This window comes from Kitasatospora paranensis (assembly GCF_039544005.1).
GTDB classification, from domain to species: Bacteria; Actinomycetota; Actinomycetes; order Streptomycetales; family Streptomycetaceae; genus Kitasatospora; species Kitasatospora paranensis.
In genome coordinates this window covers 4,691,028-4,715,161 of the sequence record NZ_BAABKV010000001.1, presented here as the reverse complement: position 1 = coordinate 4,715,161, position 24,134 = coordinate 4,691,028, and the positions used below count along the sequence as shown (strand labels likewise).

Sequence of the window (24,134 nt, the reverse complement as noted above, 5' to 3'; positions counted from 1 at the left end):
CGGGGCAGGTGACGCGTCAGGCGGTCGCAAATGAACGGAGGGTGAACCTCGAACGGATGGCAGGAAACCGCGGCCGGTAGTAACGGTTGCGTCACGGTGAGGGCGCGGTGGGGTCACCCCGCAGGATCCGCTCGGACCTGGTCGAGCCGCTGGTCAGGAGGTATGCCCGAACAACCGCATCAGGGCGTCCACGAGCACACCGTCCCGGGCATGGGTGAGCCGCCTGCGGGCCTTGCCGGGGGACAGCCATTCCAGCCGGTCCACCTCGCGGTTGGGCGTGAACGCGCCGCCGGTCGGCACCGCCGCCCAGTACCGGACCTCTTTCGGCCGTCCCTGCACCAGGTAGTGCTGGGTCGGCAGCTCCTCCCCCAGCAGACAGCTCAGCCCGGTCTCCTCACGGACCTCGCGCAGCGCCGCCTCCCGCCACCCCTCACCCGGGTCCAGCTTGCCCTTGGGAAGGCTCCAGTCGTCGTACTTGGGCCGGTGCACCAGGGCGATCCGCGGCTTCTTCAGGCCCTTGCCGCTCTTCTTCGGGGGCCCCGGCACCCACAGCACCGCCCCGGCCGCCAGCACGGTCGGCCCGTAGCCGGCCACACCCTTGCGGGCGCCGCGCGCGCCGGCGCGCCCGAAGGGGTTGGATCCGTGCGCCGCCGCGCCCGAGCGCTCGCCCATTCACTCCGTCCGTGCTGTCGGGGGTGCCGCCACCGCCCCGCCGAGGGCGGGCGGCAGCATCGGCCACCGGCGGCCGAAGGCGTACCGTGCCGCCTCGACCTCCAGTCGCTGATCAGCATGCACCACGCCGAGCACGTACGCGGTCGCGGGTGTGATCCGCGGGGTGCGCGCGGCGGCCGCCGCGGTGACCGCCGCGTCCGCGGCCTCGTGGTGCCGGCCGAGGATCACGTCGAGCTCGCCGAGCCCGTCGGCGCCGGTGCTCTCCCCGCACACCTCCAGCGCGTACCGGGCCCGCTTGACCAACACCCGCGCCCGGTGCCAGGGCTCGTCGTCGGCGGCGAGCACCGCCTCGGCGTCGGGCAGCGGGCCGGCGGCCTCGCTCCGGGCGGCCGGCACCGACGCCAGCCGGCGCAGCCCGTCGCCGCCGTACGGCTCGGCGGCCCGCGCCAGCGGCAGCCGCGCCACGGCGGCCTGCAGTGCCCCGAACGCCGATCCGGCGGCGGCCCGCAGGTCGTCGCCCGACCGTCCGGCGGGCCCGGCCAGCAGCGGCACGTCCCCCGCCAGCAGGGTCATCCGGTCCGCGAGCGCGTGCATCCGGGCCGACCTCAGCTCCTGCAGCAGGGCGGTGTGCGCCCGGGTGCGCGAGAGCGTCAGCTGGCGCTCCAGCAGCGCCCGGGCCTTCGGCGCCCCGGCGTGGCCGGCGAGCATGCCGGGGGCGTCCGCGGTGTCGCTGAGCGAATCCACCGCGGCGAGCAGCCGCAGCGAGCGCCCCCGGTAGCCGGGCTCGGTGGCGAGCAGGTCGAGCAGCCAGCGCAGCTCCGACCGGACGTCCCGCGCCCAGTCGTCCTCGAAGGAGGCCCCGAAGGTGTGCAGGGCGCCGCCGATCCGCCGGACGGCCCGCAGCAGGTCGTCCGCGCCCGCCGCCGAGGCCGGCAGCGAGCCCGGTCTGGACGCCGCCTCGCCCACCGCCTGCGGCAGGGCGCGCAGGAACACGCCCGCCTGCCGGGTGAGGTAGCCGGTGAGGACCTCCCCGGCGGACGCCGTGGGCGCCGCCGGGGCGGTCGTCGGCGAATCGGTCATGCGTGGACTCCCCCAGATGGTGCCGGGACCGTCGCCCGGGCCGGGTGCCCTGCGACCGGACGGCCCCGGCGGACGGTCAGCGCCCGACGGCCGGGCTGCGGCGGCGCTGGCGCGAGGCGATCAGCAGGTCCTGGACGTGCAGCAGCGGGTGACCCTCCGAGTCGGTCGCGTGCCGCGTCCAGGCGCCGTCCGGGCCGAGGTGCCAGGACTCCGTCCCGTCGGAGACGCCGAGGTCGAGCAGGCCGGACAGCTCGGTGCGGTGCGCGGGGTCCGTCACCCGGACGAGCGCCTCGATCCGGCGGTCCAGGTTGCGGTGCATCATGTCGGCGCTGCCGAACCACACCTCCGGCTCGCCGCCGTTGCCGAACACGAAGATCCGCGAGTGCTCCAGGAAGCGGCCGAGGATGCTGCGCACCCGGACGTTCTCGCTCAGCCCGGGGACGCCGGGCCGGATCGCGCAGATGCCGCGCACCCACACGTCCACCGGCACACCGGCCTGGGACGCCCGGTAGAGCGCGTCGATCAGGGCCTCGTCGACGATCGAGTTGACCTTGATCTTGACGTACGCGGGCCGGCCCGCCCGGTGGTGCGCGATCTCCCCGTGGATCCGCGACACCAGGCCGTCGCGCAGGCCGCGCGGCGCGGTCAGCAGCCGCCGGTAGGACTCCCGGCGCGAGTAGCCGGACAGCCGGTTGAACAGGTCCGACAGGTCCGCTCCCACCTGCGGGTCCGCGGTCAGCAGGCCGAGGTCCTCGTAGAGCCGGGCGGTCTTCGGGTGGTAGTTGCCGGTGCCGACGTGCGCGTACCTGCGCAGGGTGTCGCCCTCCTGGCGGACCACCAGCGACAGCTTGCAGTGCGTCTTCAGGCCCACCAGGCCGTAGACCACGTGGCAGCCGGACTCCTCCAGCTTGCGGGCCCACTTGATGTTGGCCTGCTCGTCGAACCTGGCCTTGATCTCGACCAGCACCAGCACCTGCTTGCCGGACTCCGCCGCGTCGATGAGCGCGTCCACGATCGGCGAGTCGCCGGAGGTGCGGTACAGCGTCTGCTTGATCGCCAGCACGTGCGGGTCGGCGGCGGCCTGCTCCAGGAAGGCCTGGACGGACGTGGAGAAGCTGTCGTACGGGTGGTGCAGCAGCACGTCGCGCTCGCGCATCGCGGCGAAGATGTCCGGCTGGGACGCGGACTCGACGTCGGTGAGCCCGCGCGCGGTGCCCGCCACGAACTTCGGGTACTTCAGCTCGGGCCGGTCGAGGCCGGCGATGCCGAACAGGCCGGTCAGGTCCAGCGGCCCGGGCAGCGGGAAGACCTCCGCCTCGGTGATGTTCAGCTCCCGCACCAGCAGGTCGAGGATGTACGGGTCGATCGACTCCTCGACCTCCAGCCGCACCGGCGGGCCGAAGCGCCGCCGCATCAGCTCCTTCTCCAGGGCCTTGAGGATGTTCTCGGCGTCGTCCTCCTCCACCTCCAGGTCCTCGTTGCGGGTGACCCGGAAGGTGTGGTGGGCGAGCACCTCCATCCCCGGGAAGAGCTCCTCCAGGTGCGCGCCCATCACGTCCTCCAGCGGCACGTACCGCTGGGGCGAGGCCTCCAGGAACCGCGACAGCGACTGCGGCACCTTCACCCGGGCGAAGTGCTTGTGCCCGGACACCGGGTTGCGGACGACGACGGCCAGGTTGAGGCTCAGCCCGGAGATGTACGGGAAGGGGTGCGCGGGGTCGACGGCCAGCGGCGTCAGCACCGGGAAGATCTGCTGCCGGAACAGCGTGTGCAGCCGTGCCTGCTCCTTGTCCGCCAGGTCGGGCCAGCGGACGACCTCTATGCCCTCGGCGGCGAGGTCCGGCAGCACCTCGTGCTGGAAGGCCGCGGCGTGCCGCGCCATGAGCTCGCGGGAGCGCCGCCAGATCTGGTCGAGGACCTCGCGCGGCTGCAGGCCCGCGGCACTGCGGGTGGCGACGCCGGTGGCGATGCGGCGCTTGAGGCCGGCCACCCGGACCATGAAGAACTCGTCCAGGTTGCTGGCGAAGATGGCCAGGAACTTGGCGCGCTCCAGCAGCGGGACGTCCGGCTCCTCGGCGAGCTCCAGGACCCGCTCGTTGAACGCCAGCCAGCTCCGCTCCCGGTCCAGGAAGCGGCCCTCGGGCAGGTCGCCGAACTCGGACTCCACGTCGGCCAGCACCGACAGCAGCCGGCCGGCCGCTCCGGCGCCCTTGCCGCGCGCGGCACCGATCACCGGTTCGTCGTTGAGCGGCAGCCCGAGCGCGTTGGAGATCACGCTCGGCAGCTGCGTCCCCGTCGCCGCGGCCACGGTGTCGGCGGCCGCCGGGCCGGCCTGGGCCGTGGCCCCCGGCACGGCGAGCGGCGGGAGGGCGGCCGGCGGCGCCCCCGCCGCGCCGTCCGCGGAGCTCCGGCGGGACTTGCCCGCGCCCTTCTGGGCGGCCTTCCCGCCGGCGGACGAGCGTGGCGCCGGCGTCTGGCGGCCTGACGCGCTACCGGCGCCGAGCGGACTGGACGAGGCGGAGACGGGGCCAGGGACGTTCATCGATGCCAGCTCCTCCTGCAGGGCGAAGTCCCGGTCGTGCGCCGTCCGGTCGTCCCGGTCGTCGGTCGTGCCGGCGGCGTACGTACTCGTGGCGTGCGCAGTGTCCTCGTCCCGCCACAGCGCCCACCCGCCAGGGGCGGCCGGATGGTGGCCGGCCGGTCTGCGGACGGCACGGGGACGAGGCACTACGGGCGTCATCCTGTGATCTTCGCGGCGTCAATTGAATCCACGGTAAACACTGCATGGCCAGGAGGAAAGCTGAGACGGTCACCCCTGTGGCCGCACGGCTGCGGCCGGTCGGGGACCGCCGGCGACCCTCCGCACGCGGTACATGAGATCCACCTCGTGGACGGTGAACCCCACCTTCTCGTATACCCGCACAGCAGCCGGATTGTCGGCGTCCACATAGAGAAGTACGGCGGGCACCTTCCGGTCCAGGATCAGGTGCCGCAGTCCGGCCGCGGTGAGCGCCTTGCCGAGGCCGCCGCCCTGTTCGGTCGGGGCGACCCCGACGACGTACACCTCGCCCAGACCGTCCGGGTGCACCTTCGTCCAGTGGAAGCCGACCGGCTCGTCGCCCCGGACGGCCAGGAAGAACCCGGCCGGATCGAACCAGGGCTCCGCCAGCCGGTCCGCGAGGTCCGCCTGCGTCCAGGCGCCCTGCTCCGGGTGGTGCGCGAAGGCGAGCGCGTTCAACCGCTGCCATGCGGCGTCGTCCTCGCCCGGCCGGAAGGTCCGGAGCCCGACACCGGCGGGCAGCACCGGCTCCGGCGGGACCACCTCGGACGGCCGGCGCATCTGCCGCAGCTCGCGGACCAGCTCGCCGCCGTACCGGGCGGCGAGCCGGGCCGCCGCCGGATGGCCCCCGTGGGCCCAGAAGTCCACGTCGACCGCCCCCTGGCCCGTCCGGAGCGCGGCGGCCTCGTCGAGGACGGCACGCACCAGCCGGCCCCCGAGTCCCTTGCCCCGCAGCTCCGGGTGCACCGCGCACTCGGCGGTCGCCCGGCCGCCGTCCTCCGCCGACTCCAGCTGCGCGTATCCGGCCGGCCGGCCGTCGACCGTCTGGAGCAGGTGCCGCACACCCGGCCGGCCCGCCCCGTCACGAATCCTGAGCCGCCCGGCCTCCGACACCGCGTCCCGCCCGTCGTCGACGGCGGCAGCCGTCAGCACGGCGCGGGCCACGGCCAGATCCTCGGGCCCGAGTTCGGACGTGACACGGATGCGGTCGGACGCGGGCGGCGTGCTGGTGGTCTCCATGAGGCGACCCTACGTCCCGTCAGATCGGACGCGCAGGAGGGCCGCCCTCGGGACGATTCCGGTCCGGGAATGCAGAAAGCCCCTCCAGGCGTGGCCTGGAGGGGCTTTCAGAATGATTGTTCGGCGGCGTCCTACTCTCCCACAGGGTCCCCCCTGCAGTACCATCGGCGCTACGAGGCTTAGCTTCCGGGTTCGGAATGTGACCGGGCGTTTCCCTCGTGCTATGACCACCGAAACACTATGAAACTGTCGCCGCCGACACACCCGAAAAGAATCGGGGTCGGGGTCGTTGTTTCAGAACAACACAGTGGACGCGAGCAACTGAGGACAAGCCCTCGGCCTATTAGTACCGGTCAACTCCACCCATTACTGGGCTTCCATATCCGGCCTATCAACCCAGTCGTCTACTGGGAGCCTTACCCTCTCAAGGAGGTGGGAGTGCTCATCTCGAAGCAGGCTTCCCGCTTAGATGCTTTCAGCGGTTATCCCTCCCGAACGTAGCCAACCAGCCATGCCCTTGGCAGGACAACTGGCACACCAGAGGTTCGTCCGTCCCGGTCCTCTCGTACTAGGGACAGCCCTTCTCAACACTCCTACGCGCACAGCGGATAGGGACCGAACTGTCTCACGACGTTCTAAACCCAGCTCGCGTACCGCTTTAATGGGCGAACAGCCCAACCCTTGGGACCTACTCCAGCCCCAGGATGCGACGAGCCGACATCGAGGTGCCAAACCATCCCGTCGATATGGACTCTTGGGGAAGATCAGCCTGTTATCCCCGGGGTACCTTTTATCCGTTGAGCGACGGCGCTTCCACAAGCCACCGCCGGATCACTAGTCCCTACTTTCGTACCTGCTCGACCCGTCAGTCTCACAGTCAAGCTCCCTTGTGCACTTACACTCAACACCTGATTGCCAACCAGGCTGAGGGAACCTTTGGGCGCCTCCGTTACTCTTTAGGAGGCAACCGCCCCAGTTAAACTACCCACCAGACACTGTCCCTGATCCGGATCACGGACCCAGGTTAGACATCCAGCACGACCAGAGTGGTATTTCAACGATGGCTCCACCATGACTGGCGTCACGGCTTCAAAGCCTCCCACCTATCCTACACAAGCCGAACCGAACACCAATATCAAGCTATAGTAAAGGTCCCGGGGTCTTTCCGTCCTGCTGCGCGAAACGAGCATCTTTACTCGTAATGCAATTTCACCGGGCCTGTGGTTGAGACAGTCGAGAAGTCGTTACGCCATTCGTGCAGGTCGGAACTTACCCGACAAGGAATTTCGCTACCTTAGGATGGTTATAGTTACCACCGCCGTTTACTGGCGCTTAAGTTCTCAGCTTCGCCTAGTCGAAACTAGACTAACCGGTCCCCTTAACGTTCCAGCACCGGGCAGGCGTCAGTCCGTATACATCGCCTTACGGCTTCGCACGGACCTGTGTTTTTAGTAAACAGTCGCTTCTCGCTGGTCTCTGCGGCCAACCCCAGCTCAGACAGTAAATGTCATCACCAGGACTGGCCCCCTTCTCCCGAAGTTACGGGGGCATTTTGCCGAGTTCCTTAACCACAGTTCACCCGAACGCCTCGGTATTCTCTACCTGACCACCTGAGTCGGTTTGGGGTACGGGCCGCCATGAAACTCGCTAGAGGCTTTTCTCGACAGCATAGGATCATCCACTTCACCACAATCGGCTCGGCATCAGGTCTCAGACTACGTGAACGGCGGATTTGCCTACCGTTCGTCCTACACCCTTACCCCGGGACTACCACCGCCCGGGCTGGACTACCTTCCTGCGTCACCCCATCGCTCACCTACTACCCTGTTGGGTCACCGGCTCCACCACGTCCCTTCGTCCGAAGACTCCGGGCCGGCTTCACGGGCTTAGCATCAAGAGGTTCGACGTTGGCGCTTCAAAGCGGGTACGGGAATATCAACCCGTTGTCCATCGACTACGCCTGTCGGCCTCGCCTTAGGTCCCGACTTACCCTGGGCAGATCAGCTTGACCCAGGAACCCTTGGTCAATCGGCGCAAGAGTTTCCCACTCTTGTATCGCTACTCATGCCTGCATTCTCACTCGTGAACCGTCCACAACTGGATTCCTCCGCTGCTTCACCCGGCACACGACGCTCCCCTACCCATCCACAGCGCCGTTGGGCGTATTCTGTGAATGACACGACTTCGGTGGTGTACTTGAGCCCCGCTACATTGTCGGCGCGGAATCACTTGACCAGTGAGCTATTACGCACTCTTTCAAGGGTGGCTGCTTCTAAGCCAACCTCCTGGTTGTCTCTGCGACTCCACATCCTTTTCCACTTAGCACACGCTTAGGGACCTTAGTCGGTGTTCTGGGCTGTTTCCCTCTCGACCATGGAGCTTATCCCCCACAGTCTCACTGCCGTGCTCTCACTTACCGGCATTCGGAGTTTGGCTAAGGTCAGTAACCCGGTGAGGCCCATCGCCTATCCAGTGCTCTACCTCCGGCAAGAAACACACGACGCTGCACCTAAATGCATTTCGGGGAGAACCAGCTATCACGGAGTTTGATTGGCCTTTCACCCCTAACCACAGGTCATCCCCCAGGTTTTCAACCCTGGTGGGTTCGGTCCTCCACACGGTCTTACCCGCGCTTCAACCTGCCCATGGCTAGATCACTCCGCTTCGGGTCTTGGGCATGCAACTCAGACGCCCTATTCGGACTCGCTTTCGCTACGGCTACCCCACACGGGTTAACCTCGCTACACACCGCAAACTCGCAGGCTCATTCTTCAAAAGGCACGCAGTCACAGTCCGAAGACTGCCCCCACGGCTTGTAGGCACACGGTTTCAGGTACTATTTCACTCCGCTCCCGCGGTACTTTTCACCATTCCCTCACGGTACTATCCGCTATCGGTCACCAGGGAATATTTAGGCTTAGCGGGTGGTCCCGCCAGATTCACACGGAATTTCTCGGGCTCCGTGCTACTTGGGAGAAGCTCAAGTGAGCCGCTGATGTTTCGTCTACGGGGGTCTTACCCTCTACGCCGGACCTTTCGCATGTCCTTCGACTACACCAACGGTTTCTGACTCACCCAGCCGCCGGCAGACGACTGAAGAACTTTCCCACGACCCCTCATACGCAACCCCTGCCGGGTCTCACACGTATCAGGTTTAGCCTCATCCGGTTTCGCTCGCCACTACTCCCGGAATCACGGTTGTTTTCTCTTCCTGCGGGTACTGAGATGTTTCACTTCCCCGCGTTCCCTCCACATACCCTATGTGTTCAGGTATGGGTGACAGCCCATGACGACTGCCGGGTTTCCCCATTCGGACACCCCCGGATCAAAGCTCGGTTGACAGCTCCCCGGGGCCTATCGCGGCCTCCCACGTCCTTCATCGGTTCCTGGTGCCAAGGCATCCACCGTGCGCCCTTAAAAACTTGGCCACAGATGCTCGCGTCCACTGTGCAGTTCTCAAACAACGACCAGACACCCACCCTCCACACCGAAACAGTGCGTCAAGTGAGGCCGGCATCCCAGAGGCGAACGAAAAAATCGTTCCCTCAGGACCCAACAGCGTGCCCGACCCGACCGACTCAAACCTGCGTTCCACGCCCCCGAAGGAGCAGTACTGGCAGCCGTCACCGACCGTGCCGAATAGTCAACGTTCCACCCATGAGCAACCGTGCGAGACATTCGCTCGCAACCGGCCATGTGCTCCTTAGAAAGGAGGTGATCCAGCCGCACCTTCCGGTACGGCTACCTTGTTACGACTTCGTCCCAATCGCTGGTCCCACCTTCGACGGCTCCCTCCCAAGGGTTAGGCCACCGGCTTCGGGTGTTACCGACTTTCGTGACGTGACGGGCGGTGTGTACAAGGCCCGGGAACGTATTCACCGCAGCATGCTGATCTGCGATTACTAGCAACTCCAACTTCATGGGGTCGAGTTGCAGACCCCAATCCGAACTGAGACCGGCTTTTTGGGATTCGCTCCGCCTCGCGGCATCGCAGCCCTTTGTACCGGCCATTGTAGCACGTGTGCAGCCCAAGACATAAGGGGCATGATGATTTGACGTCGTCCCCACCTTCCTCCGAGTTGACCCCGGCAGTCTCCTGTGAGTCCCCATCACCCCGAAAGGCATGCTGGCAACACAGAACAAGGGTTGCGCTCGTTGCGGGACTTAACCCAACATCTCACGACACGAGCTGACGACAACCATGCACCACCTGTACACCGACCACAAGGGGGCGACCATCTCTGGCCGTTTCCGGTGTATGTCAAGCCTTGGTAAGGTTCTTCGCGTTGCGTCGAATTAAGCCACATGCTCCGCTGCTTGTGCGGGCCCCCGTCAATTCCTTTGAGTTTTAGCCTTGCGGCCGTACTCCCCAGGCGGGGAACTTAATGCGTTAGCTGCGGCACCGACGACGTGGAATGTCGCCAACACCTAGTTCCCAACGTTTACGGCGTGGACTACCAGGGTATCTAATCCTGTTCGCTCCCCACGCTTTCGCTCCTCAGCGTCAGTAATGGCCCAGAGATCCGCCTTCGCCACCGGTGTTCCTCCTGATATCTGCGCATTTCACCGCTACACCAGGAATTCCGATCTCCCCTACCACACTCTAGCCTGCCCGTATCGAATGCAGACCCGGGGTTAAGCCCCGGGCTTTCACATCCGACGCGACAGGCCGCCTACGAGCTCTTTACGCCCAATAATTCCGGACAACGCTCGCACCCTACGTATTACCGCGGCTGCTGGCACGTAGTTAGCCGGTGCTTCTTCTGCAGGTACCGTCACTTGCGCTTCTTCCCTGCTGAAAGAGGTTTACAACCCGAAGGCCGTCATCCCTCACGCGGCGTCGCTGCATCAGGCTTTCGCCCATTGTGCAATATTCCCCACTGCTGCCTCCCGTAGGAGTCTGGGCCGTGTCTCAGTCCCAGTGTGGCCGGTCGCCCTCTCAGGCCGGCTACCCGTCGTCGCCTTGGTAGGCCATTACCCCACCAACAAGCTGATAGGCCGCGGGATCATCCTGCACCGCCGGAGCTTTCCACCCACCCCCATGCAGGAGCAGGTCATATCCGGTATTAGACCTCGTTTCCAAGGCTTGTCCCAGAGTGCAGGGCAGATTTCCCACGTGTTACTCACCCGTTCGCCACTGATCCACCCCGAAGGGCTTCACCGTTCGACTTGCATGTGTTAAGCACGCCGCCAGCGTTCGTCCTGAGCCAGGATCAAACTCTCCGTGAATGATTACCCGTAATCGGATTCACACCCGCGTTGAGCGGCACGGCGGTCACCGGAATGAGGTGAACCCCGCGCACTGCGTCCTCGCTGTGTTTGTTACTTCAAAAGGAATCTCCAACCGATCGAAACCGACCGGCCGGGGATGTCAACATATCTGGCGTTGACTTTTGGCACGCTGTTGAGTTCTCAAGGAACGGACACTTCCTTCGGACCGCCTTCCAGCGGACCCTCCGGGCGTTTCGCTCTTTCGTGTTTCCAGCTTATCAGATCCGAGCTCGTGCTCTTTCCCGACTTGCTTTCAACTCGCTTTGCCGGAGTCGGCCCTGACGGCCTGTCCGACGTTTCAAACCTTAGCCGATCCCCGCTCCGAAAAGCGAATCCGACCGCAACCCGTTTAAACGCGCGCCCCGAATTCGCACAAGGCCGCGACAAGACGCGACCCGGCCGTGGAACCGGGAAGTGGTGTTTCAAGGGATTGGCTGCCTCGGGACCGTCCGCACAGAGCGCGCGTCCGGTGCTCCCGCAGGGCAACTCGAAGAACTTTACACAGTCGTCGCCTCAGGTTCAAGTGGCAGCTGGAAGGCCAGCACCGCGACATCGTCGTCGTGCTCGGCGGTGACCCCCATGGCCCGCAGCACACGGGCACAGACCACCTCGGGGTCGCCGACCGGGCCGGCGAGGGTCTGGGCCAGCAGGTCGAGGCCGTGGTCGATGTCCTCGTCACGGCGCTCGACCAGGCCGTCCGTATAGAGGAGCCCGGTGGTGCCGGGCAGCAGCTTCAGGGTGTGGGAGACGTGGCTGCCGCCGCCGGTGCCCAGCGGTGGGCCGTTCAGTTCCTCGCCGCGCAGCACGGTGCCGTCCGGGCAGCGGAGCAGCAGGGGAGGTGGCCTGCGGAGGCGTACACGAGGCTGCCGGGAGCCGGGTCCCAGACGGCGTAGGTGCAGGTGGCGATCTGGTTGGCGTCGATCTCCATGGCGAGGCCGTCGAGCAGTTGCATGACCTCGTGCGGGGGAGGTCGAGCCGTGCGTAGGCGCGGACGGCGGTGCGCAGCTGGCCCATGACGGCGGCGGCGCGCAGTCCGCGGCCCATGACGTCGCCGATGACCAGGGCGGTGCGGCCGCCGCCGAGGCCGATGACGTCGTACCAGTCCCCGCCGACCGCGGCGTCGGCGCCGCCGGGCTGGTAGGTGGCGGCGACCCGGATGTCTGCGGGCTGTTCGAGCTTCTGGGGCAGCAGGCTCCGCTGGAGGGTGACGGCGGCCTCGCGCTGGCGCCGCTCGGCTTCGCGGACCCGGCCGGCCGCCTGGACCTGGTCGGTGACCTCGGCTGCGTAGACGAGGAGGCCGCCGGTGGTGGTGATGGTGCTGGTGGTGCCCTCGGGCGTGTCGTGGCCGGCGGCGAGGGCCGGGGCGCGGGCGGCGAGGGGGACGCAGGAGACGTTGTAGTGGCGGTTGCCGGCGGGGCCGGGGATGCTCCGGGCCTTGACGCTGCGCGGGCGCCCGCTGCGCAGGGCCTGGTCGAGCAGCGGGAGCACGCCGAGTGCGGTGAGTTCCGGGAGTGCCTCGGCGGCCGGCAGGCCGGTGGTGCGCTCGCCGAAGAGCTCGCGGTAGGCGTTGTTGGCGTACCCGAGCTGGTGGAGCGGTCCGTAGGTGACGGCGACCGGGGCGGGGAGGCGGTCGAGCACGGCCCGGAGGTCGTAGAGGTCGTGGATCTCGCGGTGGTCGAGCGGACCGGGTGCGGCGGCCGGGTCCCGCGGTCCGGGGAGGGTGACGGACTCGGTGGGGGCCGAGGGCGCGGGGGCGCGCCGCGGGGCTCCGGTGAGCCGGGCACTCCAGCGCATGAGGTTCAACGTCGGCCGCTTCCTCGGTCGTGGGGGTCGTGGGGCGGGGATTCGGGTGGTGGCTCCGGGCGGGGGCTCGGGTGGGGCCGGGCCTCCGCCGGTCCGGCGGACGGGCGATCGGTCATTCTGACGGACTGTCACATGATGTACCCGGGTCAGCACAGGCCGTGATCGCCGGTCTGGCTGATCCTTCCAGGCCGGGGTGCGGTTGTGGAAGCGGTTCCGTCCGCTCGGCGCGTTCGGATTCCGGCGGCGGTCACGGGGGTGGGTGGGGTGCGGCTGTCAGTGGCGTTCCGGGAATCCCGACTCGAATTCGGCCCTGGGGTGTTCCACGGAGCCGAGGGAGACGACCTCCCGGCTGAACACTCCGCCCAGCAGCCAGTCCATGAGGACCCGGACGCGCCGGTCGCTGCTCGGCAGCCTGCGCAGGTGACGGGCCCGGTGCAGCCACCAGGCCCGGCGGCCGGTGAGCCGGCCGCGGCGGGTGTGCGCGACGCCCCGGCCGATGCCGAGCGAGGTCGAGCAGTGGATCCGTTCGGGCCGGTACGCGGTCTGCGGGCGGCCGTCGAGTCCGGCCGCCAGGTTGGCGGCGAGCAGGCGGGCCTGGGCAAGCGCGTGCTGGGCGTTGGGGGCGCACAACAGGCCGTCCGCAGCCGGGTCGGGCACGGCCGCGCCGTCGCCCGCCGCCCAGGCCCCCTCGATCGGGGAGCCGTCCGGGCGGACGACCTGCAGCGTGGGCAGGCAGCGGACCCGGCCGGTGGCGTCGAGCGGCAGGTCGGTGGACTCCAGAAGGGGGAGGGGCGGACGCCGGCCGTCCAGACCAGCGTGCGGGCGGCGAACCGGCTGCCGTCCGAGAGGGTCATCACCCGGTCGACGGCGGACTCCAGGGTGGTGCCCAGGCGGACGTCGATGCTGCGCTCGCGGAGTTCGGCCAGGGTGTGCTCGGCGAGGTCCGGGGACTCCGCCGGGAGGATCCGCCCGGTGGCCTCGACCAGGACCCACCGCAGGTCGTCCGGGGCCAGGTTGTGGTAGCCGCGGACGGCGAACCGGGCCATGTCCTCCAGTTCTGCCAGCGCGCCGATGCCCGCGTAGCCGGCACCGACGAACACGAAGGTCAGCGCGGCCTGGCGGAGCTCCGGATCCCGGGTGGAGGAGGCGAGGTCCAGCTGCTCCAGCACGTGGTTGCGCAGGGCCACCGCCTCGCCCACACCGGCGAAGCCGAGTCCGTGCTCGGCGAGGCCCGGGACGGGATCCGTCCGGGAGACCGAGCCGGGCGCCATCACCAGGTGGTCGTAGCGCAGTTCGCCGATGCTCCCGGCCTCGCCGCGCGGCGCGGTGTCCACCCAGGCCCGGCGGGTGGCGTGGTCGATCCGGCTGATCCTGGCGGTCAGCACCCGGCAGTCCGGCAGTACGCGGCGCAGCGGCACGACGACGTGCCGGGGGTCGATGGTGCCGGCGGCCACCTCGGCGAGAAGGGGGTGGTAGGTCAGGTAGGGCTGGGGCTCGACGACGGTGATCTCGGCCTGCCCGCTGCGCAGCCTGGGCCCGAGGGCGTGTTGGAGCCCGAGGGCGGCGGACATGCCGGCGCAGCCGCCGCCGACGACGAGGATCCTGATGGGGCACCCCCTGCCGGGTGTGGTGTGTGTGACCTGTTTCACGTCCGCCGGGGACGCCCTCCAATGACGCACCGGGAGGGGTGGTCTTGTCCACAGGGCGAACCGGATCGGGTGGGACGGATGTTGCGGCGGTTGCCGGTTTTGCCACGCGGGCGGCGGGTTGTCCCGGTTCGGGAGGGAGGTTCTGCCGGTCCTGTCGCGGGTTCGGCCGACGGGTGGCGGGCGGGGGCGGCGCGGGGGGTGCCGTTGGGTCCGCTTCTGCCACGAACTCGCCTGAACTATGGTCGGATTGTGTCCGGTCGGGACCGGCCGCCCGGCACTGACGCCGGCCGGCCCGTACCGATGCGGGTGGATCCGGCGGCCGACTGGCCGGCGGTGAAGTGGGGAAGGTAGTCCGCACCCGGTGCGCTGCGGACGGAGGCAGGACGCACCGGGGGTGCGATCGGTTGGGCAGGCGCGCTCGGCGTGCCTGCGGGGGAGGGTGGAAGTGACGGATCAGGAGCGCGGACCGGGTGGCCTGGTGTCGCCGGTGCACGGCCGGAGCGTGGCGGGCGGTGGCTCCGTACCGGAGCAGCGCGGCCCGGCCGGGCCGGAGTTGCTCGGGGCGGCCGGGGAGGCGGTGCCCGCCCGTGACCCGGTGGGCCCGGCGGCGGCGCGGCCCGGGCGGCTGCGGGTCGACGCCCGGCGGAACCTGGAGAGCGTGCTGCGGGCAGCCCGGCAGGTGTTCGGGGAGCTCGGTTACGACGCGCCGATGGAGGAGGTCGCCCGGCGGGCCGGGGTCGGTGTCGGCACGGTGTACCGGCGCTTCCCCAGCAAGGACGTGCTGGTCCGTCGGATCGCGGCCGAGGAGGTCGCCTGGCTGACAGCTCAGGCGCGGGAGTCGTTGTACGGGCGGGCCGCGGCTTGGGAGGCGCTCGCCGGGTTCCTGAGCCGGGCGGTGGCGTCGGGTGCCGGGCGGCTCTTGCCGCCCGAGGCGTTCCGGTACGCGGCGGAGATGGCCCGGGTGCCGGAGCAGCGGACGCTGCAGGAGGCGGCGGGGCCGCTGGGCGCCGGCGAGTCGGACGCCGATCCGCGGCTGCTGCTGCAGCTGGTGGCGGAGTTGGTGGCGCGGGCGGCGACCGCCGGCGAGCTGCGGGCCGGGGTGTCCGTGGCGGACGTGGTGCTGGTGCTCACCGCGGCGGTGCCGGTGCACGCGGCGGTGGTCGATCCGACGTCCGGTCAACCCGGGGGTGACGAGCCGGCGCAGCGACTGCTGCAGATCCTGCTGTACGGTCTGCAGGCGCGCTGAGCAGGTGAGTTGACGCCCCCTGCGGGGGCTCGGAGGGTTCCCGCAGGGGTTCGGGGCGGCAGGTCCGGCTACCGGCCGGGGCCGCGCTATGCCATTCTTTGCCCGTGCTTGGAGCCATTGTCCCGATGCGTGCCGTTCCGGCGGGCCGCTGCGCGCGGGTGGCGCACGCCGGTGCCGGGGCGGCCGTCCGGAGGTCGCGGTGAGCACCGAGGAGCAGAAGGAGCCCGGCCGGGCCGGTCATGTGCCGGACCAGGCGGGCGCACCCCTGCGCGAGTCACTGGTCGGCCGGGTGCCCGGGCAGGCCGCGGCCGGCCAGGGCGGGGTGACCCCGGAGGCGTTCGTCGGCGGGGAGCCCCCGGCCCGGGCCGCGGTGCCGGCTCCCGCGGATCCGGTGGACGGGGAACGCCCGCCCTCGGACGCCGAGTTGACCGTCAGGGTGCGGGCCGGCGACGACGCCGCGTACGAGGAGATCTACCGCCGGCACGTGGACCCGGTCCGCCGGTACGCGCGGACGTGCTGCCGGGACAGCTTCACCGCGGAGGATCTGGCCGGCGAGGTGTTCGCCCGCACCCTGCAGGCGCTGAAGTCCGGCCGGGGGCCGGAGTTCGCGGTCCGGGCGTACCTGCTGACGGCCGTGCGGAACGTCGCCGCCGCCTGGGCACGCACCGAGCGGCGCGAGCAGCTGGTCGACGACTTCGGGGCGTTCGCGCAGGGCGCGGCGGCCGCGGTGGAGTACGACCTGGCCGACCCGGGCGCGGACGCCTGGGCGATGGCGCTCGCCGACCAGCGGATGGTGATGCGGGCGTACGCCGAACTCCCGGAGGACGACCGGGTGGTGCTGTGGCACACCGAGGTCGAGCGGGAGTCGCCGAAGACCGTCGCGGTGATGCTGGGCAAGACCGCCAACGCCACGGCCGTCCAGGCCCACCGGGCCCGGGACCGGCTGGCCGCCGCCTTCCTCCAGGCGCATGTGTCGGGCAGCCAGGACCAGGCCTGCGCCGCGTACGCGAGCCGGCTCGGCTCGTACGCCCGGGGGTCGTTGCGCAAGCGGGCCTCGGCGGAGGTCGGCCGTCATGTGCAGGGGTGCGCCCGCTGCACGGCCGCGTACCTGGAGCTGGCCGACATCAACCACAGTCTGCGGGCAGTCCTGCCCGGGGGTGTGCTGCTGTGGGTGGGTGCCGCGTACGCGAAGGCCGCCGCTGCGGCCGGTGCGGTGGTCGGCGGGGCGGCGGTGGCGGCCGCCGCAGCAGGGGCGACGTCCGGCGGCGGGGCGGCCGCGGCTGCCGTCTCGGGCGGCAGCGCGAGCGGTTCGGGGGCGGCAGGTTCGGCGGCCGGTGAGGGACTGGGGGTGGCCGCCAAGGCGGCGATCGCCGCGGGTGTGGCGGCGGCGGTCGCCGCGGTGGCCGCGTACGCGCTGAGCCGTCCGCCCGCGCCGCGGCCCCCGGCGTCGGCGGCGGCCCCGGCCACCGCGTCGGCCCATCCGGTGCCGCCCTCCCCGCCACCGGCCCCCGCACCGACGGCGGCACCGGCCGACGCGCCCTCGCCCGCGCCGTCGCGGGCGACACCGCCGACGCCGACACCGTCGCCGAGTCCGGCGCCCTCCACCAGGGCTCCGTCGCCGGCGCGGACGGTCCCCACGCCGGCCCCGAGCCCGACCCCCACGCCGGATCCGGAGCCCACGCCGACCCCCACCCCGACACCGCCGCCCGTGCCGACGGTGTTCTGGCTGGACCGCCTGCCGTTCGCCCCTCCCGGGCGCCGGGAGGCCGCGCCGGGCCCCACCCTCCTGCGGGGCGGCGGGCTGCTCGCGCAGCTGCCGCTGGTGCGGATGGACGGCGGCCTGTACCGGCATGCCCTGGCGGTGCAGGTCCCCTCCGGGGTCGGCATCGACCTGGGCGGCAGCTGCTCGTCGCTGGACGCCGTCGCCGGGACGGACGACATCACCCTCGGCCAGGGGGCCCTGGTGTTCAGCGTGCGGGGCGGCGACGGCAGCGTGCTGTGGCAGTCGGGCCCGGTGCGGACGGGCGGCGCCCCGGTGCGGGTGCACGCCCCGCTGACCGGCCAGCAGTCCGTCCGGCTGGTGGTCCAGCGGGTGACGGACCGCTGGTCGCTGATCGACGTGGCCGACTGGGCCGACGCCCGGCTGACGTGCTGACCCGCTGACCCGCCCAGGGCCTGTCAGACCGCGCAGGCGCCGTCCGCACAGGCCTCGGCGCCCGGCTCGGCCACGGGGGCCGTCCCGGTCTCCTCGGCGACCTGCTGGAGCACCTGCAGGAAGGTGTCGGCCTCCTGGCCGCCCTGGACGGCCCAGCGACCCTCGAACACGAAGGTCGGGACGGCGGTGATCCCCAGCGCACGGGCCTCGGCGAGCTGGGCCCGGACCTCGTCCGCGCCCTCCTCGCCGGCCAGGTAGGAGGCGACCCGGTCGGCGTCCAGCCCGGCGGCGACCGCGACCGCGGTCAGCTGCGCCCGGTCGCCGATGTCCGCCCCGTCCGTGAAGTGGGCCTTCAGCAGCCGCTCCTTGAGGTCGGCCTGCACCGCGGCGCCGTACTCGGACTCGGCGAGGTGCAGCAGCCGGTGACCCAGGAACGTGTTGGCGTGCAGCGCCGCGTCGAAGTCGTACGTGATGCCCTCGGCCCGGCCGAGCTCGGTCACCCGGGCGTCCATCGCCACCGACTGGGGGCCGTAGCGCTCCGCCAGCCAGGCGCGGTGAGCGGTCGCCTCCGCGGGCGCGTCCGGCACCAGCTGGTAGGGCCGGTAGACCACCTCGACGTCGGCCCGGCCCGGGAAGCGGTCCAGCGCCTGCTCGAAGCGCCGCTTGCCGATGTAGCACCAGGGACAGGCGATGTCGCTGTAGATCTCGACCTTCATGGCGGTGGTTCCTGCTTCCGGAGGGGATGTCGGGTCTGTCCCGAGTTGAACCGTCAACCAACCGTCGGCATTCCCCGGCCCTGAACAAGCCCGTCCGGTGGCCGCCCGATCAGGGTGCCGGAATCGGCGGGGCCGAGGCGATGGTGGCGGTGGCCCCGGCGGCCCGGGCGCCGGGCGCGGGCGGGGCCGGCACCACGAGCACCGGGCAGCCGGAGTGGTGCACCGCCGCCGAGCTCACCGAGCCGAGCAGCAGCCGGGTGAACCCGCCGTTGCCGCGGGTGCCGACCACCAGGGTGTGCTGGCCCGCCGTCGCGGCGAGCAGCACCTCGACCACACTGCCCAGCACCACGTGCAGCGACAGCTCCCCGCCGTACGGGCGGGGCCGGGCCGCCTGGACGGTGGCCACCGCCCGGCGCAGTCCGTCCGCCATGCTCTCGGTCAGCAGCTCGACGCTCTGCTGCACGAGCTCCGCCATCCCGGGCGGGTAGCCGGCCGGCGAGGGATTCACCACCGCCAGGACGTACAGCGGCACGCCGAAGAGCTCGGCCTCGGTCATCGCGCGGTCCAGGGCCCAGAGCGAGCCGTCGGAACCGTCACAGGCGGCCAGGATGCCGGGGCGGTCGGCGCCGGGCGATTCGGCGCGGACGGGCAGGGAGGTGTTCGCGGCGGCCACCCGGCCATGATGCCCCGTCGACCGGCCGGTGCCCGGTCCTGACGCGCCGTCCGCCGCACGGCCGGGCCCGCACGCCGGGCCGGGCTCAGGCCGGACGGGCCAGGGCGCGGCGTTCGACCGGGGGCAGGCCCGTCCAGCAGGAGCCGTTCCGCCGGGCCGCGACCCGGCGCAGCCACAGTTCGGTGGCCACGAGGTCGGCGAGGCCGGCCAGGGTGCCCGGCGGCAGGTCGGTGGCCGGCTCGGCGGCGGCGGACAGCGTGCGGCGGACGGCCGGCAGGTCGATCAGCCCGGCCTCCGCGAGCAGGGGCTCGCGGAACAGCTCGGCGAGGCCGTCCGAGGCCAGCCGCAGTCCGTGCCGGGCCGCGTCGGCGCGGTCCGGACGGGGGCCCCGCCCCCAGTCGGCGGGCAGGTCGGTGCGGCCCGCGCCGGTGAGGACGGAGCGCAGCAGGGCGTGCCGGGCACCGGGGTGCAGCCGGGTGTCGTCGGGGAGCAGCCGGGCCGCCCGGACGACCTGGTTGTCGAGGAACGGGGCGTGGAGGCGCTGCCCGTGCTGCTCGGCGGCCTGGACGAGGGTGCGGTAGGCGGCGGCGTGCCGGTGCAGCGCCAGCCGGGCGCGGCGGGCGCCGGGGTGTTCGGCCGGGGCCGGTCCGCGGGCGGCGACCCGCAGCCGCTGGGAGACGGTGGCGAGCGCCTCGTCGGAGAGCCAGCGGGCGGCGGGCCCCGGGACGGTCCAGGCGAGGTCGGCGGCAGAGCTGGCGCCGGCGCTGCCCTCGGCGCCGCCGGCGCGCCCGAAGTGGCGGACGGTCAGCTGAACGGCGAGGTCGTCGAGGGCGTCGGCGTAGCGGGCGCGGGCGAGCCGGTGGGCGGCGCGCAGGACGGTGACCGGGGTGCGGACGGCGCCGGTCAGGACGCCGCCGACGGCCCGGTCGGCCCCGGCGAGGGCGGCGAGCGGGGCGAGCAGTTCGCGGGAGCGGCCGGACCGGATGAGGTCGGCGAGGCGGGCGGGGTGGCCGTCGAGGACCTGGCGGGCGCCGTAGCCGGTGAGGTGGTCGGCGCCGCCCGCGTCGAAACGTTCGCCGATCCGGGCGGCGCTGGTGAGGGCGGGGCCGGGTTCGTCGGTGAGCGGGCCGGCCAGCGGGTCGGCAGCGACCTCGGTGTACGGGAGGCCGGGGGCAGCACGATGTGCCGCAGGCGCGGGACGTCCACGGCGAGCGCCAGGCGGTCGTCCTCTCCGTGGGTGACCGCGGCGAGGACCTCCGGGTCGGTGTCGACCGGCCGGTCGGTCGCCGGGCGGGCCCAGGAGCCCTTGACCGCGCCGCTGCGCGGGGCGTCGTCGGCGGGCCGGCGGGGGCCGGGCGGCGCGGCCGGGGCGGCCGGTCCGATCGGGACGGCGGCGGCGAGCAGGGCCACGGTCGCGGAGGCCGTGCCGTACGAGAGGTCGACGCCGAGCCGGGGGCGGTCGGGCGGGGCGGGCACACCGGCGCGGACCCGGCAGCGGACGGCCTCCAGCAGGGTGCGGGTGAGTTCGCGGACGGCGGGTGCGTCGTCGCGCGGCCCCTCGGGCGGCACCTGGTCGTACCCGGCGAGGTAGGGGTGGCCGCTGCGAATGCCGAGCGAGTGGCCGGGCGGGACCCGCCGCACGCCCGCGTAGGGGGTGCCGGTGCCGAGGGCCTCGGGCGACTCGGGGCAGGCGAGGAGGGCCGCGAGGTGTCCGGTGTCGACCGGGGCGCCGACCAGGTCGGCCAGCGGCAGGGCCGCCGTGGCGTAGGCGGTACCACCCCGCCAGGGGGTGTGGAAGACGGGCTGGGCGCCGGCGAGGTCCGTGAGCAGGACGGTGGAGCGGGTGCCGGTGCGCAGGACAACGGTGTAACTGCCGGGCCAGCCGGTGAGGTGGCGGACGGCGCCGCCTCGGGCGGCGGCCAGCCCGGCGGCGAGTTCGGCGTCGGTGGCGCCGCAGCGGCCGAGGACGGCGAGCCGGGTGGTGGCGGGGGTGTCCGCGGGCTCGGCGGCGGCCGGGTCGGCGGGGCCGGTGGTGACGGCGGGGTCGGCGCCGGGGCGCAGCGTGACCAGGCGGATCTCGTCCGGGCGCCAGTCACCGACCGCCCAGAGCGGGTTGGGGCCGGCCCACAGGGTGACGGCGGCGAGCGGACGGACGGTGCCGAGGGTCGGGGCGGCCGTCGGGGACGGTCCTCCGCTCCAGCCGGTGATCCACCGCATCGCGCCTCCGCCCTGACGAGGGGTCGGGCGCACCGGTCCGTGCGGGGTGCGCCGCAGGAGACATCGTGCCACCGGATGTGCGGCGTGTGACCGGAGTTGCGCTGACGGGTCGCAGCCGGGCGCGCCGTGGCGGGGGTACGCCGGGTCGCAGGAGTCGGGGTCGCACAGGAACGGCGGCCGACGATCAACCCGCCCCGAGCCGAAGGGCGCGCCGGCGTTGAAGGGGAGGCGCGAGGGAGCGGAGTGGGGGAACCGGGTGTGCGGGAGAGGGCGGGCAGCTGCCCTTCCGCCGCGCGCAGTTCCCCGCGCCCCTGGTGGTGAGCCCCACAGGAGCCTCCCGCCCCGAGCCGAAGGGCGCGCCGGTGCCGAAAGCGAGGAGCGACAAGCGACCGACGAAGGAGGGAGTGCCGGAGCGACGACCGTCGGCGCCGGACCAGAGCGCCCGGAGGCGAGCGGGCGACAACACAGCAGCAACGACCGTCGGCGCCGGACCAAAGCGCCCGGAGGCGAGCGGGCGAGAGGACAGCAACACGGCCCGGGCCGCCCCCTCCGCGGCCCGGGCCGGTCCCCCCGTACGCCTTCATGGCATGGACATCGACGGATGGCCGAAAGGCGCCGTACTGGCCGGGAGGGCATCCGCATGCCCTCCCGGGCCCACCACCGCCCGCGGGGATGTGGACGGCGGTTCCCCCGGCCCGCCGGGTCCTCGGCGGCGGGCCGATCCACGGGGTCCAGCGAACTGCCCACCTGCCGATGCGGACAGGGGGCACGGGCGGGCGCACGTCGGCACGGGACCGGAGCACGGGAGTCCGGGGCGCGCGCCGCGGAGGGCGGCGTTCCGGCGTCCGCCTCCGGTGCTCTCCGCGAGGGGCCGTCCACAGGCCGTTCGGGCGCGCGATCCCGCCATCCGGAATGCGTCCTCTTAACCCTCGGAACCCGTCCGACTACGCTAGGTACAGCGGGTGGCTCGCAGCTGGCGCGCCGCCTTCCGCGCACGACCTCGCCAGGGGGTGCCACCGCCACCATGACCACCAGCTCACGAGGGCCGAACGAACGGCTCGGTGCACTCCTCTCGCTCGCCCAGATCTCCAACGCGGGTCTGGCCCGGCGGGTCAACGACCTCGGCGCGCAGCGCGGCCTGACGCTCCGTTACGACAAGACCTCGGTGGCCCGCTGGGTCACCAAGGGGATGGTGCCGCAGCGGCCGGTGCCGCACCTGATCGCCACCGCGCTCGGCAGCAAGCTGGGCCGGCCGGTGCCGCTGGAGGAGATCGGCCTCGGCGACACCCAGCCCACACCGGAGTTGGGCCTGGAGTTCCCGCGCGAGGTGCCGGAGGCCGTCCGCTCGGCGACCGAACTGTGGCGCGTCGACCTGGACCTGCGGCGCGGCCCCGGCGGCGGCCGGTGGAGCGACAGCCTGGCCGGGACGTTCTCCGTCTCGGCGTACGCGACGCCGGTCTCCCGCTGGCTGATCACGCCGGCCGACGGCTCGGTCGCCCGGGAGGCGCAGGCGCCGGACAGATCCGGCTACCGGGTCGGCCACTCGGACGCCACGAAGCTGCGCGAGGCCGCCCAGGAGGCCCGCCGCTGGGACTCCAAGTACGGCGGCGGGGACTGGCGCTCCTCGATGGTGCCGGAGTGTCTGCGACTCGAGGCGGCACCCCTGCTGCTCGGCTCGTACAGCGACGCGGTGGGCCGGGCGCTGTTCGGGGCGACGGCGGAACTGACCAGGCTGGCCGGCTGGATGGCGTTCGACACCGGACAGCACGAGGCGGCGCAGCGGTACTACATCCAGGCGCTGCGGCTGGCCAGGGCGGCCGGCGACGTGCCGCTGGGCGGGTACGTGCTGGCGTCGATGAGCCTGCAGGCGGCGTACCGGAACTTCCCCGAGGAGGCGGTCGACCTGGCGCAGGCCGCGCTGGAGCGCAACCGGGGGCTGGCCACCGCGCGGACGATGAGCTTCTTCCACCTGGTGGAGGCCCGGGCGCAGGCGAGAGCCGGCAACGCGGCGGCGTGCGGGACGGCGCTCGCGGCGGCGGAGAACGCGCTGGACCGTGCGCGCGACGGGGATCCGGACCCGAGCTGGATCGACTTCTACGCCTACGACCGGCTGGCCGCGGACGCCGCGGAGTGCTTCCGCGACCTGGGCGTGCCCACCAAGGTGCGGCAGTTCACCCGGGAGGCGCTGGCCCGTCCGACCGAGGGGTATGTGCGTTCGCACGGCCTGCGGCTGGTGGTGTCGGCGATGGCGGAGGCCGAGGCGGGCGACCTGGACGCGGCGGTGGCGGCGGGTGAGCGCGCGGTGGACGTGGCCGGGCGGATCTCCTCGCAGCGCAGCCGCGAGTACGTGCTGGAACTGCTGCGCCGGCTGGCGCCGTTCCAGGACGAGCGCCGGGTGCGGGAACTGACCGAGCGTGCCCGGCTGGTGCTGGCGGGCACGACGTAGCAGGCGGCGTAAATGGAGTGCGCGGGCGGGGCGGTGGTGGCTACCGTCGTCCCTGTCCGGGTGCGCAGGCAGAGGTTACTTCCACTGATAATGAGCAGGTCGCGGGTTCGAGTCCCGTCATCGGCTTCGGGCCGGTGTAGCTCAGTCGGCCAGAGCAGCTTCGTCACCTCAGCCGCTTCCGATCTCCGGACACCCAGTCTTCGCACCTCCCGGTGCGCGGGCACCGGTTACTTCTTCCACGAAACCCACCGGTGCCGCTTTCGATCTCGGGAGGCACAGCGCCCGGGGCGTCCGGTGCGCAGGCCGCGGTTACTTCCAGTGGAGCGCCCTCGTGGTGCTGTGAAGCCCCGTCACCGCCGCCGTTTCCGTGATCTCGGACGCCCCGCGCGCCGACGTGCCTCCCCCAG

The 24,134-nt window shown here is 71.6% G+C and carries 9 protein-coding genes, 3 rRNA genes and 3 pseudogenes; 3 read left to right on the top strand and 12 right to left on the bottom strand.

Annotated elements, in window-relative coordinates:
• Window positions 1-153 precede the first annotated feature (153 nt).
• From ABEB13_RS22740 to ABEB13_RS22700, 9 genes and pseudogenes are all read right to left on the bottom strand, one after another.
• The gene (locus tag ABEB13_RS22740; RefSeq protein ID WP_345706981.1) at window positions 154-672 is read right to left on the bottom strand and encodes an NUDIX hydrolase; all 519 of its coding nucleotides are present in this window, start codon (window positions 670-672) and stop codon (window positions 154-156) included.
• The gene (locus ABEB13_RS22735; protein WP_345706980.1) at window positions 673-1,752 is read right to left on the bottom strand and encodes a CHAD domain-containing protein; all 1,080 of its coding nucleotides are present in this window, start codon (window positions 1,750-1,752) and stop codon (window positions 673-675) included.
• 76 nt (window positions 1,753-1,828) lie between these two features.
• Entirely contained in the window at window positions 1,829-4,492 is a 2,664-nt protein-coding gene (locus ABEB13_RS22730) for an RNA degradosome polyphosphate kinase (RefSeq protein WP_345706979.1), read from the bottom strand.
• 69 nt (window positions 4,493-4,561) lie between these two features.
• Window positions 4,562-5,551, bottom strand: a complete 990-nt coding sequence (gene mshD / locus ABEB13_RS22725) for a mycothiol synthase (RefSeq protein WP_345706978.1) — start codon at window positions 5,549-5,551, stop codon at window positions 4,562-4,564.
• Window positions 5,552-5,669: 118 nt separating this feature from the next.
• Window positions 5,670-5,786: ribosomal RNA gene (gene rrf, locus ABEB13_RS22720) — 5S ribosomal RNA — on the bottom strand.
• 88 nt (window positions 5,787-5,874) lie between these two features.
• Window positions 5,875-8,979: ribosomal RNA gene (locus tag ABEB13_RS22715) — 23S ribosomal RNA — on the bottom strand.
• Window positions 8,980-9,258: 279 nt separating this feature from the next.
• A 16S ribosomal RNA gene (locus ABEB13_RS22710) occupies window positions 9,259-10,780 on the bottom strand.
• Together the 16S, 23S and 5S rRNA genes form the textbook arrangement of a ribosomal RNA operon.
• A 566-nt stretch (window positions 10,781-11,346) precedes the next feature.
• Window positions 11,347-12,625 (bottom strand): annotated as a pseudogene (locus tag ABEB13_RS22705) (PP2C family protein-serine/threonine phosphatase); the annotation flags it as partial.
• 273 nt (window positions 12,626-12,898) lie between these two features.
• A pseudogene (locus ABEB13_RS22700) lies at window positions 12,899-14,196 on the bottom strand (NAD(P)/FAD-dependent oxidoreductase).
• A 523-nt stretch (window positions 14,197-14,719) separates the two neighbouring features.
• On the opposite strand from ABEB13_RS22700, the gene ABEB13_RS22695 reads away from it, so the two are divergent.
• Both ABEB13_RS22695 and ABEB13_RS22690 read left to right on the top strand, forming a co-directional pair.
• The gene (locus ABEB13_RS22695) at window positions 14,720-15,520 is read left to right on the top strand and encodes a TetR/AcrR family transcriptional regulator (RefSeq protein WP_380232735.1); all 801 of its coding nucleotides are present in this window, start codon (window positions 14,720-14,722) and stop codon (window positions 15,518-15,520) included.
• Between the two features lie 199 nt (window positions 15,521-15,719).
• The gene (locus tag ABEB13_RS22690; protein ID WP_345706977.1) at window positions 15,720-17,675 is read left to right on the top strand and encodes a sigma-70 family RNA polymerase sigma factor; all 1,956 of its coding nucleotides are present in this window, start codon (window positions 15,720-15,722) and stop codon (window positions 17,673-17,675) included.
• A gap of 23 nt (window positions 17,676-17,698) precedes the next feature.
• Here ABEB13_RS22690 and ABEB13_RS22685 read toward each other — a convergent pair whose 3' ends face one another.
• The 3 genes and pseudogenes from ABEB13_RS22685 to ABEB13_RS40685 form a co-directional block, all read right to left on the bottom strand.
• Window positions 17,699-18,391 carry a DsbA family oxidoreductase gene (locus ABEB13_RS22685; protein ID WP_345706976.1) on the bottom strand — a complete coding sequence of 231 codons (693 nt, stop codon included), beginning with the start codon at window positions 18,389-18,391 and terminating at the stop codon, window positions 17,699-17,701.
• A gap of 109 nt (window positions 18,392-18,500) precedes the next feature.
• Window positions 18,501-19,064, bottom strand: a complete 564-nt coding sequence (locus ABEB13_RS22680) for a universal stress protein (protein WP_345706975.1) — start codon at window positions 19,062-19,064, stop codon at window positions 18,501-18,503.
• A 229-nt stretch (window positions 19,065-19,293) separates the two neighbouring features.
• Window positions 19,294-20,145 (bottom strand): annotated as a pseudogene (locus ABEB13_RS40685) (asparagine synthase-related protein); the annotation flags it as partial.
• Window positions 20,146-22,305: 2,160 nt separating this feature from the next.
• Between ABEB13_RS40685 and ABEB13_RS22670 the strand changes: the two are divergent.
• A complete protein-coding gene (locus ABEB13_RS22670) occupies window positions 22,306-23,727 on the top strand; it encodes an NsdA family TPR-like regulatory protein (protein WP_345706974.1) in 1,422 nt (473 codons plus the stop codon).
• The last annotated feature ends 407 nt before the right edge of the window (window positions 23,728-24,134 follow it).